Annotated in this window: 10 protein-coding genes; 9 read left to right on the top strand and 1 reads right to left on the bottom strand. The window is 64.8% G+C overall.

What is annotated here, in order from left to right; translation table 11 throughout:
- Nucleotides 1-17 precede the first annotated feature (17 nt).
- The 9 genes from KOL99_RS05845 to KOL99_RS05805 all read left to right on the top strand — a co-directional run bounded on the left by KOL99_RS05845 (nucleotide 18) and on the right by KOL99_RS05805 (nucleotide 14,890).
- Nucleotides 18-908 (top strand): glycyl-radical enzyme activating protein, encoded by an 891-nt coding sequence (locus tag KOL99_RS05845; RefSeq protein ID WP_216509546.1) that lies wholly within the window; start codon nucleotides 18-20, stop codon nucleotides 906-908.
- Nucleotides 909-3,269: a trans-4-hydroxy-L-proline dehydratase gene (hypD, locus tag KOL99_RS05840; protein ID WP_216509545.1), complete on the top strand. Its 2,361-nt coding sequence runs from the start codon at nucleotides 909-911 to the stop codon at nucleotides 3,267-3,269.
- A 19-nt stretch (nucleotides 3,270-3,288) separates the two neighbouring features.
- Nucleotides 3,289-3,504, top strand: coding sequence for a DUF1653 domain-containing protein (locus KOL99_RS05835; RefSeq protein ID WP_216509544.1), 216 nt, complete (start codon nucleotides 3,289-3,291; stop codon nucleotides 3,502-3,504).
- Nucleotides 3,505-3,872: 368 nt separating this feature from the next.
- A complete protein-coding gene (locus tag KOL99_RS05830) occupies nucleotides 3,873-4,706 on the top strand; it encodes a CheR family methyltransferase (protein WP_216509543.1) in 834 nt (277 codons plus the stop codon).
- Nucleotides 4,706-5,836, top strand: coding sequence for an NrtA/SsuA/CpmA family ABC transporter substrate-binding protein (locus tag KOL99_RS05825; protein WP_216509542.1), 1,131 nt, complete (start codon nucleotides 4,706-4,708; stop codon nucleotides 5,834-5,836). Before KOL99_RS05830 ends, KOL99_RS05825 begins: the two co-directional genes overlap by 1 nt.
- Entirely contained in the window at nucleotides 5,833-9,939 is a 4,107-nt protein-coding gene (locus KOL99_RS05820) for a response regulator (protein WP_216509541.1), read from the top strand. The genes KOL99_RS05825 and KOL99_RS05820 overlap by 4 nt, the downstream gene beginning before the upstream one ends.
- Before the next feature lie 39 nt (nucleotides 9,940-9,978).
- Nucleotides 9,979-11,967, top strand: a complete 1,989-nt coding sequence (locus tag KOL99_RS05815; RefSeq protein WP_216509540.1) for a response regulator — start codon at nucleotides 9,979-9,981, stop codon at nucleotides 11,965-11,967.
- Between the two features lie 429 nt (nucleotides 11,968-12,396).
- On the top strand, nucleotides 12,397-14,214 hold the full coding sequence (locus KOL99_RS05810) for a chitobiase/beta-hexosaminidase C-terminal domain-containing protein (protein WP_216509539.1): 1,818 nt from the start codon (nucleotides 12,397-12,399) through the stop codon (nucleotides 14,212-14,214).
- A 151-nt stretch (nucleotides 14,215-14,365) separates the two neighbouring features.
- Complete coding sequence (locus KOL99_RS05805) at nucleotides 14,366-14,890, top strand: hypothetical protein (protein ID WP_216509538.1); 525 nt, start codon at nucleotides 14,366-14,368, stop codon at nucleotides 14,888-14,890.
- Nucleotides 14,891-14,976: 86 nt separating this feature from the next.
- Here KOL99_RS05805 and KOL99_RS05800 read toward each other — a convergent pair whose 3' ends face one another.
- On the bottom strand, nucleotides 14,977-15,579 hold the full coding sequence (locus KOL99_RS05800) for a short chain dehydrogenase (protein WP_216509537.1): 603 nt from the start codon (nucleotides 15,577-15,579) through the stop codon (nucleotides 14,977-14,979).
- Nucleotides 15,580-15,598: the final 19 nt, after the last annotated feature.

Raw genomic sequence — 15,598 nt, 5'->3', positions numbered from 1 at the left:
ATGGGAATGATGGGATTATGAAGAGCGGCATCATTTTTAACGTGCAACGCTACTCGCTGCACGACGGACCGGGCATCCGCACGACGGTGTTCCTCAAGGGGTGCCCGGCGCGCTGCTGGTGGTGCCATAACCCGGAAAGCCAAAGCTTTTCCCCTCAAACGGCCTGGTCCCAAAACCGCTGCATCTCCTGCGACGCTTGCCTGCTGGCCTGCCACGAGGGGCTGCAACCGCGCGAGGCCTGCCGGGCCTGCGGGGATTGCACCGAGGCCTGCCCCACCGGGGCTCGCGAACTGCTCGGCTCACAAACGACGGTCGACGAGGTGCTGCAAACCATCCTCAAGGACCGCATGTTCTTCGAGGATTCACGAGGCGGGGTCACCTTCTCGGGGGGGGAACCGCTCTGCCAGCCTGCCTTCCTGAAATCCCTCCTCAGCGCCTGCCGCGGCCACGACATCCATACCGCCGTCGATACGGCGGCGCTCTGCCCGCCCGAGACGCTCATCGACATCGCCCCGCTGGTGGACCTCTTCCTCTTCGACCTCAAGTGCGCCGACGACGCGCTGCACTTGAAGGGAACTGGCCTCGGCAACGGCCGCATCCTCGACAACCTGGCTCAACTGGGACGGGTGCACCACAACATCTGGATCCGGATCCCGGTGATCCCGGGCTTCAACGACTCTCTCCGGGAAATGGAGGCGCTGGCCGACCACGCGGCACGGGCCGCCGGGGTGCGCCAGGTCTGGCTGCTCCCCTACCACGGCAGCTGGGCCGCGAAACCCGCCCGCCTGGGACAGGAGCCGTCCGCCGAGGCTGCGGCGACGCACACGCCCGCACCGGATACCATGGCAGATTTCGCCCGGCTCTTCAAAACCCGGGGATTGGACACGCAGATAGGAGGGGGAACCTAGATGACCGGAAGAACGAAACGCCTGCGCCAGGAAAGCCTTGCCGCCGAGCCCGCCATTTCCGCGGAACGCGCGCTGCTGCTCACGGAGTTTTACCGTGACAACGAGGGACGCTGGTCCGTGCCGGTCATGCGCGCCAAGTCCTTCCTCTACCTCTGCGAGAAGAAGACCATCTGCATCGGGGAGGGCGAACTCGTGGTCGGGGAGAGGGGACCGGCCCCGAAGCTGGTGTCGACCTATCCGGAACTGACCTGCCACTCCGTCGAGGACCTGCGCATCCTCAACTCGCGCGAGCTGACCTCCTACCGGGTCGACGACGCCTGCCTGAAGGCCTACCAGGAGACGGTGATCCCGTACTGGGGCACCCGCAGCCTGCGCGACAAGATCTTCGACGCGCTCCCCGAGGAATGGCACCAGGCCTACCGCTACGGCATCTTCACCGAGTTCATGGAACAGCGCGCCCCGGGGCACACCGTGCTGGACGACAAGATCTACCGCAAGGGGCTGCTCGACTTCAAAAAGGAGATCGCGCAGGCGATCGAGGCGCTCGACTTCGCCACGGACGCCGATGCCTGGGCCCGCCGGGAACAGCTGGTCGCCATGGACATCTCCTGCGACGCCGTCATCCTCTTCGCGGAACGCCACGCCAAGCTCGCCGAGAGCATGGCGGCCGCCTGCACCGATCCCGCCCGCAAGCAGGAGCTTTTGAAGATCGCCGCCAACTGCCGCTGGGTCCCGGCGCACGCCCCGAGCGATTTCTGGGAGGCGCTGCAGTCCTACTGGTTCTGCCACCTGGCCGTCATTACCGAACTGAATGGCTGGGACGCCTTCAGCCCGGGACATCTGGACCAGCACCTGCTCCCGTTCTACCAGGCCGAGCTCGGCACGGGGACGCTGACCAGGGAGGGCGCCCGGGAGCTCTTGGAGTGCTTCTTCGTCAAGTTCAACAACCACCCCTCGCCACCGAAGGTCGGGGTCACGGCGGCGGAGAGCGGCACCTACACCGACTTCGCCAACATCAACCTGGGGGGACTCCTCCCGGACGGTTCGGACGGCTCAAACGAGGTGTCGCACCTGCTGCTCGAGGTGATCGACGAGATGCACCTGCTGCAGCCTTCCAGTAACGTGCAGCTGTCGCGCAAGTCACCGGACGCCTTCCTGAAGCACACCCTGCAGGTGGTGCGCAGCGGCTATGGCTTTCCCTCCATCTTCAACGCCGACGCGGTGGTCGAGGAACAGCTGCGCCAGGGGAAAAGCCTGGTGGACGCCCGCGCCGGCGGCTGCAGCGGCTGCGTCGAGGTGGGCGCCTTCGGCAAGGAGGCCTACATCCTGACCGGTTACTTCAACCTGGTGAAGATGCTGGAGCTCGCCCTGCACGACGGCGTCGACCCGCTGACCGGGGTGCAACTGGGGCCGAAGACCGGCAGCGCCGAGAGCTTCAAAAGCTTCGGTGAGCTCTTCGAGGCCTTCCGCGCCCAGCTCTCCCACTTCCTGGACATAAAGATCCGCGGCAACCGGCTCATCGAGATGATCTACGCCTCGCAGATGCCGGCTCCCTTCCTGTCGGTCCTGACCGACGACTGCATCAGCCGGGGCGTCGATTACAACGCCGGGGGCGCCCGCTACAACAACAGCTTCATCCAGGGGGTGGGGATCGGCAGCATCACCGACGCGCTCTCCGCCATCAAGGACCACGTTTTCGAGCGCGAAACCCTCTCCCTGCCGGAACTGGTGGCGAAACTGGACGCGGATTTCGCGGGCGACGAGCCGCTCCGGCAGCGCCTTTGGAACAAGACCCGCAAGTACGGCAACGACGACGATTACGCCGACGACCTGATGCGACTGGTCTTCGACGCCTTCTTCCACGAGGTGGACGGCAGGCCCAACACCAAGAACGGCGTGTACCGGATCGAGATGCTCCCCACGACGTGCCACGTCTACTTCGGTTCCGTCACCGGTGCCACCCCGGACGGGCGCCGGCGCGGCACCCCGCTCTCCGAGGGGATCTCACCCGTGCAGGGGGCGGACCGCCGCGGCCCGACCGCCGTGATCCGCTCCGCCGGGAAGATGGACCATATCAGAAGCGGCGGCACCCTGTTGAACATGAAGTTCTCCCCGACGCTCCTCTCCGACGCGAGCGGCCTGGACGGCGTGGCCAGCCTGGTGCGGAGCTACTTCCGGATGGACGGGCACCACGTCCAGTTCAACGTGGTCAACGTGGAAACCCTGAAAAGGGCGCAGGCGAACCCCTCGGAATACCGCGACCTCATCGTGCGCGTCGCCGGGTACAGCGATTACTTCTGCGACCTGTCGGCCGACCTGCAAAACGAGATCATCACCCGGACCGAGCACAGCTCGTTCTAGAAGCCCACGGGAGGAAGCCATGGCCGTAGCACCGGGACGTTACCGTCACTACAAAGGGAAGTTCTACGAGGTGATCGGCACGGCCAGGCACAGCGAGACCGACGAGCTCATGGTCGTGTACCGTCCCCTCTACGGCGAGGGGGGGCTGTGGGTGCGTCCCGAGGCGATGTTCCTGGAGACGGTGCTGGTCGATGGGGAGCCGGTTCTCCGGTTCACCCCTTGTCCCGCTGATTGAAGATGGGGAAGCCGCCGGTTTTGGCTGTGATGGCGGCTTCCCCCACCCGACCCACTCCCGCACGTGGAGTGGCGCTGTAAGCACCCCGCACTTAATCGCAAGCAGGACTGTTGAACCCTCCTGTTTTGTCCCCCACGGGGACAGTCATAGACCTTTCCCTGTCTTCCCACCACTGGCACAGGTTGTCCCTTTTGTGAGTATATGCAAATGCAACGCTTTAGTGTTTTTTTGCCAAGTTGATTCTAATTGACTTATTATAGTGAAAAGTGTAATTGGAAATTACCTATTATAAACCTCAAGTTCTCAGAGACTGTGCCGACCAGTCCAATATGACGTTTGAGGCTCAGCATTCTTCCTGGAGGGCCTGTTTGGGTGAGACGGTAGCCCATATACTTAGTTTTCTCACCGAATTTTTCGGCGAAGACTTCCAGTCGTATTCCCAGTCCCTTGCCGAGAAACGCATCGCGGAACGGGTGAAGCAGCTGCGACTATCCGGGGTGGAGGAGTATCGCCAGCTCCTGCGGCGCGACCCCGGCGAGCCGGCGTACCTGTCCCGCATGCTGCGCATCAGGTTCAGCAGCTTCTTCCGGGATACGCTGCAGTTCGAGCTGTTAAGGTCGCAGATCATGGCCAGCCTGCTACCGGCCTCACCGGGCGGGTTCCTGCGGGCGTGGTCCGCGGCCTGCGCCGGCGGAGAGGAAGCCTGCTCGCTGGGCATCATCATCGACGAGACCCTGCAACTTATGGACGTGCGCCCCAAGGTGCAGATCTTCGCCACCGACGTTGCCGAGGACGCACTGGAGGAGGGGCGCGCCGGGTACTACACAGCGGGAACCCTGGGCGGCGTCACCCTGCGGCAACTGAACACCTACTTCACGCCCGACGGCAACGGCTACCGGATCTCGCCCGAGATCCTGTCCATGATCAGCTACTGCCGCCACGACCTGCTCGACCCCCATACCTTCGCCCCGCCCGAATCGCTCTTTGGCGGCTTCGACCTCATCTCCTGCCGCAACTTTCTCATGTACCTCGACCCGCAGGCGTACCTGAGGGTGTTCGACAACCTCTTCCGCGCCCTCAATCCGGGCGGGGTGCTGCTCCTGGGCAAGGCGGAAGCGGTCCCCGAGCGCTACCACCAGCACCTGGTGCGGATCTTCGAATGCGGCAACCTGTACCGCAAACAGCAGGCCGGGAGGAACTGATGCGCACCCTGGTGAGATGCCTGGCGGCAACCCTTCTGTTCCTCACGTTCCTGTGCGGCTGTTCCGGCAAGAAGAGTGACGAGGCCCGGACCGTGCAGAAAACGGCGCAGAGGTACGCCGGCTATGCCTTCGGCGGCGACCAGGTCATCGACCTTGGGTCGCAGCCCTTGACCCTCCCCGAGGGGGCCGTGGCGGAACTGATCTCCCGCGACGCCGTCCTCGCCTCCCAACTGGCCGCCGACGGTTTTTCGGTGCGGGTGCACCCCTTCTTCAAGGGTAAGGACATCTCGGAGTACCTCACCTCGGGGCAACTCCAGGGTGGCATTTTCGCCGACATGCCCGCCCTGACCGCCGCGGCCACCGGCAACTATGTCAGTGTCGCGCTCCTGAAGCAGGGTGCGGCAAGCATCGTTTCGAGAAAGGCGATGTTAGCGCGCGGCCTCAAGGGCAAGCGGGTGGCGACCGGCCTCGGTTCGGCCGCCCACTTCACCCTTTTGACCGCGCTGCAAAACGAGGGGCTGACTGAAAAAGACATCGAGCTGGTTCCGATGGAGGTAAGCGAGATGTCCCAGGCGCTGGCGGAGGGGAAAATCGACGCCTTCAGCGCCTGGGAGCCCACGCCGACCCTGGCCTTCGCGGCCCACCCTGAATTCCACCTGGTGCACAAAGGGGTCAGCTACGGCTTTCTCTGCCTGCGCCGGGACTTCGTGCGCAGCCACCCGGCCCAGGCCCGCGAAATCGCCGGCGCCGTCGCCCGTGCCTGCGCGTGGATGCGCGCGCCCAAAGAGCTGGAAAGGACCACCGGCTGGACCGCGGCATCGGCCGGCAGGCTGCAGGGGGCGCCCTACCAGGTCACCGGGCGGGCGATGACCACCATCATCCGCAACGACCTTCTCAACGTCCCCGGGGCGCCGCGCATCCCCGCCGCGCTGCTGAGCGAGGACGGTCTCCTCTACAACAAATTCACCTTCCTGAAGCGGATTGGCATGATTCCGGAGACGACACCCTGGGCCACGGTGCGCGACTCTTTTGACATTGAAATGATGCGGCAGGTCGTGGCCGAGGGCGACAGGCTCGCCCTGCAACGATTCGACTACCGCGATTCTGAACGACCGGATGGTGCTCAATGAAAAGGATGCTCTTGCCGACGCTGAAAGGGCGTCTGGCTTTCTGGTTCACCACGATCTGCCTGGTTCCCCTGGCGGTGCTCACTACCGGCATCTACTGGCAGCGGGTCCAACTCGCCACCGCGCTGATGCTGGACAAGCTCTCCGCGGTCACGGCGCTGCGCCAGGACCAGATCAACTCCACGCTGGACAACCTGATCAGCGATGTCTCGACGCTCGGGTCGGGGAAATCGGTGCTGCTCGCGGCGCGGACGCTTGCGGCGAACCCCTCCACCTGGTCCGGTCCCGTGGCGTTGGACAGCCTGCAACTGCTGCGCGGCTACCGCGACGAGTACGAACCGGTCGCCGACGTTTCCATCGTCGCCGAGAACGGCATCATCCTGCTCAGCACCGACCAGGGGAGGAGGGGGAGCCGCATCGCCAGGCCCGAGATGGTCGCCACCGCCCTGAACGACTCCGCCCCCGTGATCGGCGACGCTTACCTCCTGGGGACCGAGGTGAACGCCAGCCTGGACATCGCCGCACCGGTCAAGCGGGTCGGCGCCGGGGGCATGAAGGCGGCGGTGGTGGTGCGCTACAACCTGCGCAAACTCCTCCTCGGCATGCTGGAAAACAGTACCGGGATGGGCAAGACCGGCGAGGTGGTGCTGGTCGACCGCAACGTGCGCCCCCTGATCGAACTGCGTGGCGTTCCCAACGCGGTGCTCAAGGTGAAGCTGACCGGGAAGCCGGCGCTATTGGCGGCCGGCGGCCAAAGCGGCATCGCCCAGACCACCGACTACCGCGGCGTCAGCGTGCTCTCCGCCTACTCCCACATTCCGCGCACCGGGTGGGGCCTCGTCTGCAAACAGGACGCGGGCGAGGTGTTCGCGCCGATCAGGCAGGCTCTCTTCTTCACCTACGGCATGGCCGCGCTCATCTCCATCCTGGCCTGGTTCTTCGCCCTCAAGCTGGCCCGAGGCATCAGCGCCCCGCTGGTGAAACTCTCCGAGGCAGCCACGGAACTCGGCGCCGGCCACTACGAGGCGCGCATCGAGCCGGAGGGGACCAAGGAGCAGATCTCGCTGGCGGGCTCCTTCAACACCATGGCGGAGACGCTGCAGATGAAGATGGCAGCGCAGCAGGGGCTGGCCCGGCTCTCCGAACACCTGGTCGACGTGGTCAGCCTGGAGAATTTCTTCAAGAAACTGCTCCCCGTCTTCGTCGAGGTGACCGGCGCCAGGATGGCGACGGCCTTCGTGCAGGAGGGGGACGGCGACCACTTCGCCCCGGTGCACGCCATCGGCGCCGACTCTGCCCGGATGCGCCGCTACAGCCGCTCCCAGCTCGAGGGGGAACTGGGCATCCTGCTCACCTCGCGCACGATCTCGCGTTTCGCGCCCGCCCCGGGCGGCGCGGGTCTCCGCTTCGTGACCCCCTTCGGCGAGGTCGTGCCCGCGGAACTGGTCACCGTGCCGGTCGAGGCGGACGGGGAGCTGCGCGCCTTCGTGTCCCTGGCCTGCGAGCACCCCTTCCCGCCCTGGGTGCACGACACCCTGGAGATGGTCCGGGTGCCGCTGGGATCAGCGTTCTCCCGCGTGGTCGCGGCCGAGGACGTGCGCCGGCTCGCCTCGGAACTCGCGGTGAAGAACGCGGAGCTGGTGCAGCAGTCCGAGGAGCTGGTGCAGCAATCCACCGAGCTCGCGCAGCAGTCCGACGAGCTCGCGCGCCGCAACCGGGTCCTGGACCAGCAAAAGCAGCTCCTCGAGGAGGCGACGCGCCTTAAGAGCGAGTTCCTCTCCAACATGAGCCACGAGCTGCGCACCCCGCTCAACTCGGTGCTGGCGCTGTCCCGCGTACTGGGGGTGCAGGCGGCCCAGCGCCTCAGCGAGGAGGAGCGCGGCTACCTCGGCATCATCGAGAAAAACGGCAAGCACCTGCTCTCCCTGATCAACGACATCCTCGACCTGGCCAAGATCGAGTCCGGGCACCAGGACCTCTTCATGGAGTCGGTCGACCCGGCCAAGGTGGCGGGGGAGGTGGTGGACAGCCTCGCGGTGCTGGCCCGGGAGAAGGGAATCGCCCTCTCGCTCTTTGCGGACGGGCCCCTCCCCCAGATGCGTATCGACGTCAAGAAGCTGCGCCAGATGCTGCAGAACCTGGTGGGGAACGCGGTCAAATTCACCGCCAAGGGCTCGGTGACGGTGGGGCTGTCGGCGCGGGCGGGAGAGATCTTCTTCGAGGTGAAGGACACCGGCATCGGCATCGCGCCCCAGTACCTGGAGAGCATCTTCCAGGAGTTCCGCCAGGCCGACGGCTCCACCTCGCGCTCCTACGAGGGAACCGGCCTCGGCCTCGCCATCGTGAAGAAGAGCGCCCTGCTCCTGGGGGGGGACGTCGCGGTCGCCAGCGAGCCGGGGCGGGGCTCGGTCTTCACCCTGCGTCTCCCGGTCGACCGCGCCGGGGGGGACGGGGTGGTACGCGCCGTCTCCGCCGCGACCGCGCCGGAGCGGGGATGGCCGCCGCCGCAGGCGCCGGGAAGATCGGTGCTGGTGGTGGACGACGACCCGGAGGCGGTCTCCCTCATCACCACCCACCTGGGGCAGGCCGGTTACGGCACCCTGAGCGCCCTGAACGGCCCCGACGCCCTGAGACTCGCGCGCGCCAACCGTCCCTTCGCCATCACCCTCGACATCATGATGCCGGAGATGGATGGGTGGGAGGTCATGAGGGAACTCAAGGAACATCCCGACACTGCCGATATACCGGTTATGATCATCTCCCTCTCCGAGGACCGCGCCACCGGCATCGCCCTGGGAGCGATCGGGGTGATCAGCAAGCCGGTCGGCAAGGAGGAGCTCATGGAGGCCTTCGCCCGGCTGACCGGGGCGGGGTGCCGGCTGGTGCTGGTGGTGGACGACAACGAGTACGACCGCTGCTTCCTGGCGTCGTTGTTCAAGGAGAAGGGGCTCGACGTGCTCCTGGCCGAGAGCGGTCCGCAGGCGCTCGAGCTGGCCGTTGCCGACCATCCCGACCTGATCACCCTGGACCTCCTCATGCCCGGCATGGACGGCGCCGCCGTCTTGGACCGGCTCAGGGCCAACGCGTCCACCGCCGATATCCCGGTGGTGGTGATCACCTCGAAGGAACTCTCCCACGTCGAGCTGCAGCGTCTCTCCAGCGGGGTGAGCGCGATCATTTCCAAGAGCGGCCTCGATCGCCAGACGGTGCTCGACGAACTGGTCAGGAGCCTTGGGCGCCTGGGATGGCGGCTGCCCCAGCGCAATGAGAGCCACGGGGCGAGGATCCTGATCGTCGAGGACAGCGAGGCCGCGACGGTACAGCTTCGCTTCGCACTGGAGTCCGCGGGGTATCGTGTCGACGCCGTTTCCGGCGGCAGGTACGCGCTCACCTATCTGAAGTCCCACGTCCCCGACGGGATCGTGCTCGACCTGATGATGCCCGAGGTGGACGGCTTCCAGGTGCTGGAGGCGGTTCGTACCAGCAGCCTCACCGCCGAGGTGCCGGTGATGGTGATGACGGCGAAGACGCTCTCCCCCGGAGAGTACGACCGGCTCAGGGAACTGAAGGTGCACCAGCTGGTGCAGAAGGGGGATGTCGAGCTCCAGGTGCTCCTGCAGCGGGTTTACGAGATGCTTGGGAGCGTGGACCTGTTCCGCCCCGGAAAGGGGGTGGCTTCCCTCCCGGGGAGCGTGCCGGCGCCAAAGCCCCCCACGTGGGCAGGGGACGGTTCGCTGCTCGTGGTCGAGGATAACCCCGACAATCTGGTCACGCTGAAGGCGGCGCTGGGAGGGAAGTACCGCATCGTCGAGGCCTGCGACGGGGCGGCCGGCCTCGAAGCCGCCAGGAACGGCTCCCCGTCCCTGGTCCTTTTGGACATGCACCTGCCGGTACTGGACGGTTTCGCCGTCCTGGCAAGGCTCAAGGAGGATCCGGCCACGGCGGCCATCCCGGTGGTGGCGCTGACGGCGAGCGCCATGGCTGGAGACCGCGAAAAGGTGCTGGCTGCGGGGTGCGCGGCCTACCTTTCCAAGCCCTACCAGCCCGAGGAATTGCAGGAACTGGTGGCGACCTTCGTCGCTCCCGGGGGGGCGAACCCGCTGTAGAATGCGCTGTTGTGGATATCCCGAAAGGATCAAGTGAGCATGAAGCTTCTCGCCATCGACGACAACCAGGACAACCTTCTCACCCTGAGCGCGCTGCTGAAGGCCTTCCTGCCCGAGGCGCAGCTGATCACGTCGCAGTCGGCGCAGGACGGCATTCGCCGGGCCGGCATGGAGGCGCCGGACGCGATCCTGCTCGACATCCAGATGCCGGGCATGGACGGCTTCGAGGCCGCGCGGCGCCTGAAGGGATCCGCTGCCACCCAGCACATTCCGATCATCCTGGTCACCGCCCACAGAAGCGACTCCGCCTGCCGGGTCCAGGGTCTCGAGTGCGGCGCCGACGCCTTCCTCTCAAAGCCCTTCGACGAGGCGGAACTGGTGGCCCAGATCAGGGCGATGGTCAGGATCAAGCGCTCAGAGGACGCCCTGCGCCAGGAGCGCGACTCACTCGAGGCGCTGGTGCAAAGACGAACCGCGCAGCTTTCGCAGGCGAACGTCGAACTCAAGGAGAACCTGGAGCGGCTGGCGCAGAGCGAGGCACGTTATTCGCGCGCCGTGCGCGGCACCAGCGACGGGCTTTGGGACTGGGACCTGGTCAGCAACGACTACTACTACTCCCCGCGCTGGAAGGAACTGCTCGGGTACGCGGACGACGAGCTGGAAAACCGCCCGGAGACCTTCTTCACCCGGCTGCACCCCGACGACCTTGCCCCGGCCCAGGACTCCCTGTGCGCGCACTTCCTGGGGCAGTCGCCCTTCGACCTGGAACTGAGGCTGAGGACCCGGGGGGGGGAGTACCTCAGGGTACGCTGTCGCGGGCAGGCGGAGTGGGACGACGCCGGGGATCCGCTGCGGATGTCGGGGGTGATAACCGACGTGACCGAGCGGCAGCTGATGGAGGAGCAGCTGCGCCAGGCCCAGAAGATGGAGGCGATTGGCCAGCTGGCCGGCGGGGTCGCCCACGATTTCAACAACGTCCTCACCGTCATCGCCGGCTACGCCAATATCCTCAAGATGGACCTCCCCGCCGACAGCGCCAACTACGGCCTGGCCGACCAGATCGCGGCGGCGGCCGAGCGCGCCGCGCAATTGACCCGCGGGCTGCTCGCCTTCAGCCGCAAGCAGGCCATCGCGCCACAACGCTGCGACCTGGGCGAGATCGTGCTCCGGGTCGAACAGTTCCTGGGGCGCGTGATCGGGGAGGACATACAGCTGAGGACGGAGATCCTGCCCGAGCCGCTGCCCGTGCAGGTCGATCTCGCCCAGATCGAGCAGGTGCTGATCAACCTGGCGGCGAACGCGCGCGACGCCATGCCCGGCGGCGGGGTCTTCACCATAGCCACCGGGCTGCGCGACGGCAACGGTCGCGGCTACGGCGACCCGGCCGGACCGCACGCGGTCATCATCGTGGCCGACAGCGGCGAGGGGATGGACGACGAAACCAGCCGGAGGATCTTCGAGCCCTTCTTCACGACCAAGGAGGTTGGGAAGGGGACCGGCCTGGGCATGGCCATCGTGTACGGCATCGTGCAGCAGCACAAGGGGAACATCAAGGTCAGCAGCAAGCCGGGCGAGGGGACCGTGTTCACCATCGAGATCCCCCTGGTGGAGGGTGGGGCGGCGCTGCAATCGGTGCTCGCCCCGCAGCCTTCGCCCCGCAACGGCACCGAGACCATCCTGGTCGCCGAGGACGATCCCAACGTGCGCAGCCTGGTGGACATGGTGCTGACCAGGCACGGCTACCAGGTGATTCTGGCGCAGGACGGCGAGGAGGTCATCCACCGCTTCGCGGCGCAGCAGGAGGGGATCGAACTGGTGCTGATGGATATCATCATGCCTAGGAAGAACGGCATCGAGGCCTACGCGGAAATCAAGAAGATCCAACCTGAGGCGAAGGTCCTGTTCACCTCGGGGTACACCGCCGACTTCATCCAGAGCCGCGGCATGGAAGAGGGGGTCGAGCTGATCATGAAGCCGGTGCAGCCGATGGAACTGCTGCGCAGGGTGAGGGAGGTGCTGGAGCGTTAAATGCCCCACCGCGATAAGCGTTGCTGACATTAGAATAATCTATTCTTATTTATTTTCGCATGAATTGTGCGGAAATATGGCCGGGTGATCTGCTGTAGTTTGCCCGGCTAACAGTGTGACATTGAGTTGTTTTTGCTAAATCCATCCTCACGACCGGGGGTGGATTTTTTGTTTTGTATGCGAATAATGCGATTTTTGAGTGGAACGGATGATGCTCTCATTGGGGTTAACTGCTCATTGGATGGGTGAAACTCCCAATTGCAAAGGCAGCGGCGAGACAGGTAAAGCACTGATATCTATGCAATTTAGTGTTACAAAAATCTGCCGGGCCCTGGCGTCGACGACTTCATACCGTTTTGAAAGCTGAGTGGTTTACCCCAATGGGTGGGATAAATCCCTCAGCATCACCCAAAAGGAGGTAGTACAAAGATGAGAAAACTATTCGCTGCACTCACCTGTATCGCATTGGTTTTGGTGATGGCCGTACCGGCGGCTTTCGCCGGTAAACCGGCTGACACGACGCCGCCGGTTACAACAGCGTCGCCCCTGGGCGGGACCTACAGCGGTTCCGTTGCCGTCACGCTGACCCGCAACGAGGCTGGCACCACCTACTACACCACCAACGGCACCACCCCGACCACCGCTTCACCCATCTACAGTGCACCGCTGAACTTCACCGCTACCACGACCTTGAAGTATTTCTCCAAGGACACCGCCGGCAACACCGAGACCGTGAAGACCCAGGTCTACACCATCACCGTTGCCACCACCACCCACGCTACCCTGACCTGGAGCGGCTACAGCATGTGCAGCTCCTGTCACTCCAGCCAGGCGCAGGCCATGTACCAGAGCGTACACTATCAGTGGAAAGGCTCCGCGGCCGAGATGACCACCGGCCCGGCCACCCAGGGCAAGATGGACGCCGTTGACGGTTCCTCCGCGCTGAACGCCTACTGCATCAACATCCAGGGCAACTGGGGCCCCTGCGGCGCCTGCCACGCCGGTACCGGCGCCAAGCCGGTGGCGACCAGCAACCCGACCACTGCCCAACTCGCTTCCATCGACTGCCTCATGTGCCACGCCGATGCCACCAACGCTCCCTACAGCCGCGTGCGTAACGCCACCACCGGCCTCTTCGAGCCGGCTGCCGGCCTCGACATGAACCTCGTAGTGCAGAAGGCCGGCAAGCCGACCCGCAAAAACTGCCTCGGTTGCCACGCCAAGGCGGGCGGCGGCGACGCCGTGAAGCGCGGCGACATTGCCCTTGCCTCCGGCACCACCTCCGATGTGCTGTACGACACCCACATGGCTATGGGCAACGGCGGCAACATCCAGTGCCAGGGCTGCCACACCTACACCAGCCACCGTGTCGCCGGCCGTGGCACCGACCTGCGCCCCGAGGACAGCACCGTGGAAATGTCCTGCGCCACCAGCCTTTGCCACTCGACCAAAACCAGCCTGACCACCAGCCACACCACCTATGACACCAGCCACCATGTCGGTCGTGTAGCCTGCCAGGCCTGCCACCTCCCCAAATATGCCAAAAACGCCAACGACACCGCCAACACCGAGGCCACCGAGACCAACCGCAACTGGCAGGTGGCGGAGTGGAACGCAACGCTCAGCCGCTACGAGCCGATGCCGACCAAGGCCAACGACCTGCTGCCCAAGTACGCCTTCTGGAACGGCACCAGCTGGGGCAACAACGCCTTCAACGCTGCCGTCCTCGACACCGCGACCAGCGCATACAAGATCTCCCGTCCGAACGGCGCTATCAACGACCCCGTCGGCACCAAGCTGTTCCCCTTCAAGTACAAGACCGCCAACCAGGCCCTGGCCAATGGCAAGATCGTGCCCATTTCCACCGCCACCTTCTTCGCCACCGGCAACTACGATCAGGCTGTGAAAGACGGCTTGGTCTACATTGGCCTGCCGAGCACCACCCCTTACACCACCGTCACCACCGACGAACTGCAGCTCTTGAACCACCAGATTCCGCCTGCGACCGGCAACGTCCTTGCCTGCGCTGATTGCCACGGCACGACCACCCGCGTCAACCTTCCGGCCCTCGGCTACGCCCTCAAGGCTGCCGAAACCACGGTCTGCGTGCAGTGCCATGCGCTGAGAAGCAACAAAGGGTGGTCCTCCATCCATAGCGGCCACGTAGGCTCCAGGATGATCGACTGCTCCATGTGCCACAACTTCTCCCGCGCCACCGAGCGTAACCTGAAAATAGGCGTCATGTAGCATCCTTGCAGTATTTCCGGGGCGGCCGAAAGGCCGCCCCTTCCCATGGCTTCCCTTTTTACCTGTTCATTTGCGGCGGCACTCGACTCCGCCTTCCAGCAGTGCCCGGAGAGGGGGCTGCGATCCCAGTTTTTCCATAAGGGGGCTCACGATGCATCACTTCGTTACACGTCTGTTGTCGTACCTGCTGTTGGCAAGCCTCTGCATCGCTGTTTCCGGCCCGGCCAGGGCTGCGGGTCCGGATGGCTACTCGGTCGAAATAGCCGACGTGGGGAAGAGCGCCGATTTTGCGGCGACCCTGAAAGGGAAGGGGTACACCGCGGTGGTCCCGACCAAGAACATGTGGGTGACCGACCCGCAGAACAACTGCGCCGTTTGGATCGGCAAGAACGTGCCGCTCGAGATGCTGCGCGCGGTGCTCCCCGAGGCGATGCGGTTCAACCCCTACCTGAAGTTCTTCTACATCGTCGGGGACCGGGGTGAAAAACCGCCGCAGGCGGTCGACAGCACCATTCACGTCGGAGGGAGTATCGAGGCTGCCCTGGTGAAGAAGTTGAACATCATCGATCAGCAGGAGATGCTCTCAGCATTGGGGAAGGCGACCACCCTGGAGGATCTGCACCGCTACCTGCACGAGAAAAACAAGCCCAAACCGGAAGAGAAGCCGGCCTCGTAGCGAGGCCCGGGACAGGCGAATGAAAAACGGCCGCATCCTTTTCAGGACCGGCCGTCTTTGTTGTTACCCCTCTTGCCTACGCCCAGTTACATGAAGTCCTTGGCGTTGATTACGAGGCCGCTGCGGGTCCCGTGAATGCTGGCCCAGTAGGCCTGGGCCACCTGCTGCGCAGGCATCCCCCCGGAGCTGTCCATCCCCAGCGCCTCCAGGGTCTCCTTCACCCACGGGGGGCTCACCGCGTTGATCCTGATGCCGCGCGGCAGCTCGAGCGCCGCGGCCCGCACGAAACCTTCCAACCCTGCGTTGACCATGCTGATCGAGGTGCTCCCGGGCATGGGCTGGTGGCTCAACACCCCGCTGGTGAGGGTGAAGGAGCCGTTGTCGTTGATGTAATTCATCCCGATGCGAACCAGGTTCACCTGCCCCATCAGTTTCCCCGAGAGGCCGGTCTGGAAGTCTTCGTCGGATAGTTCCTGCAGGGGACCGAAGCGGGCGACCCCGGCCGCGCAAGCCAGGGCGTCGAACGGCCCCACCTCCCGGAACATGTTCTCTATGGAATCCTTCCTGGACATGTCGACCAGATGATCGCCGCTTTTGGATGCGACCTTGATCACTTCGTGTTCGGTCGCCAGAAGCTTCGCCACCGCCTTGCCGATGGTCCCCGTCGCTCCCACCACTATGATCCTCATAAGCCTGTCCTCCCGTATT

The organism is Geomonas azotofigens (assembly GCF_018919395.1).
Classification (GTDB): Bacteria; Desulfobacterota; Desulfuromonadia; order Geobacterales; family Geobacteraceae; genus Geomonas; species Geomonas azotofigens.
This window is presented reverse-complemented; position numbering and strand designations above follow the sequence as displayed.

Coding starts and splice junctions, on each gene's coding strand:
- KOL99_RS05845 (WP_216509546.1), top strand. CDS start 18: ATGAAGAGCGGCATCATTTTTAACGTGCAACGCTACTCGCTGCACGAC.
- hypD (WP_216509545.1), top strand. CDS start 909: ATGACCGGAAGAACGAAACGCCTGCGCCAGGAAAGCCTTGCCGCCGAG.
- KOL99_RS05835 (WP_216509544.1), top strand. CDS start 3,289: ATGGCCGTAGCACCGGGACGTTACCGTCACTACAAAGGGAAGTTCTAC.
- KOL99_RS05825 (WP_216509542.1), top strand. CDS start 4,706: ATGCGCACCCTGGTGAGATGCCTGGCGGCAACCCTTCTGTTCCTCACG.
- KOL99_RS05820 (WP_216509541.1), top strand. CDS start 5,833: ATGAAAAGGATGCTCTTGCCGACGCTGAAAGGGCGTCTGGCTTTCTGG.
- KOL99_RS05815 (WP_216509540.1), top strand. CDS start 9,979: ATGAAGCTTCTCGCCATCGACGACAACCAGGACAACCTTCTCACCCTG.
- KOL99_RS05810 (WP_216509539.1), top strand. CDS start 12,397: ATGAGAAAACTATTCGCTGCACTCACCTGTATCGCATTGGTTTTGGTG.
- KOL99_RS05805 (WP_216509538.1), top strand. CDS start 14,366: ATGCATCACTTCGTTACACGTCTGTTGTCGTACCTGCTGTTGGCAAGC.
- KOL99_RS05800 (WP_216509537.1), bottom strand. CDS start 15,579: ATGAGGATCATAGTGGTGGGAGCGACGGGGACCATCGGCAAGGCGGTG.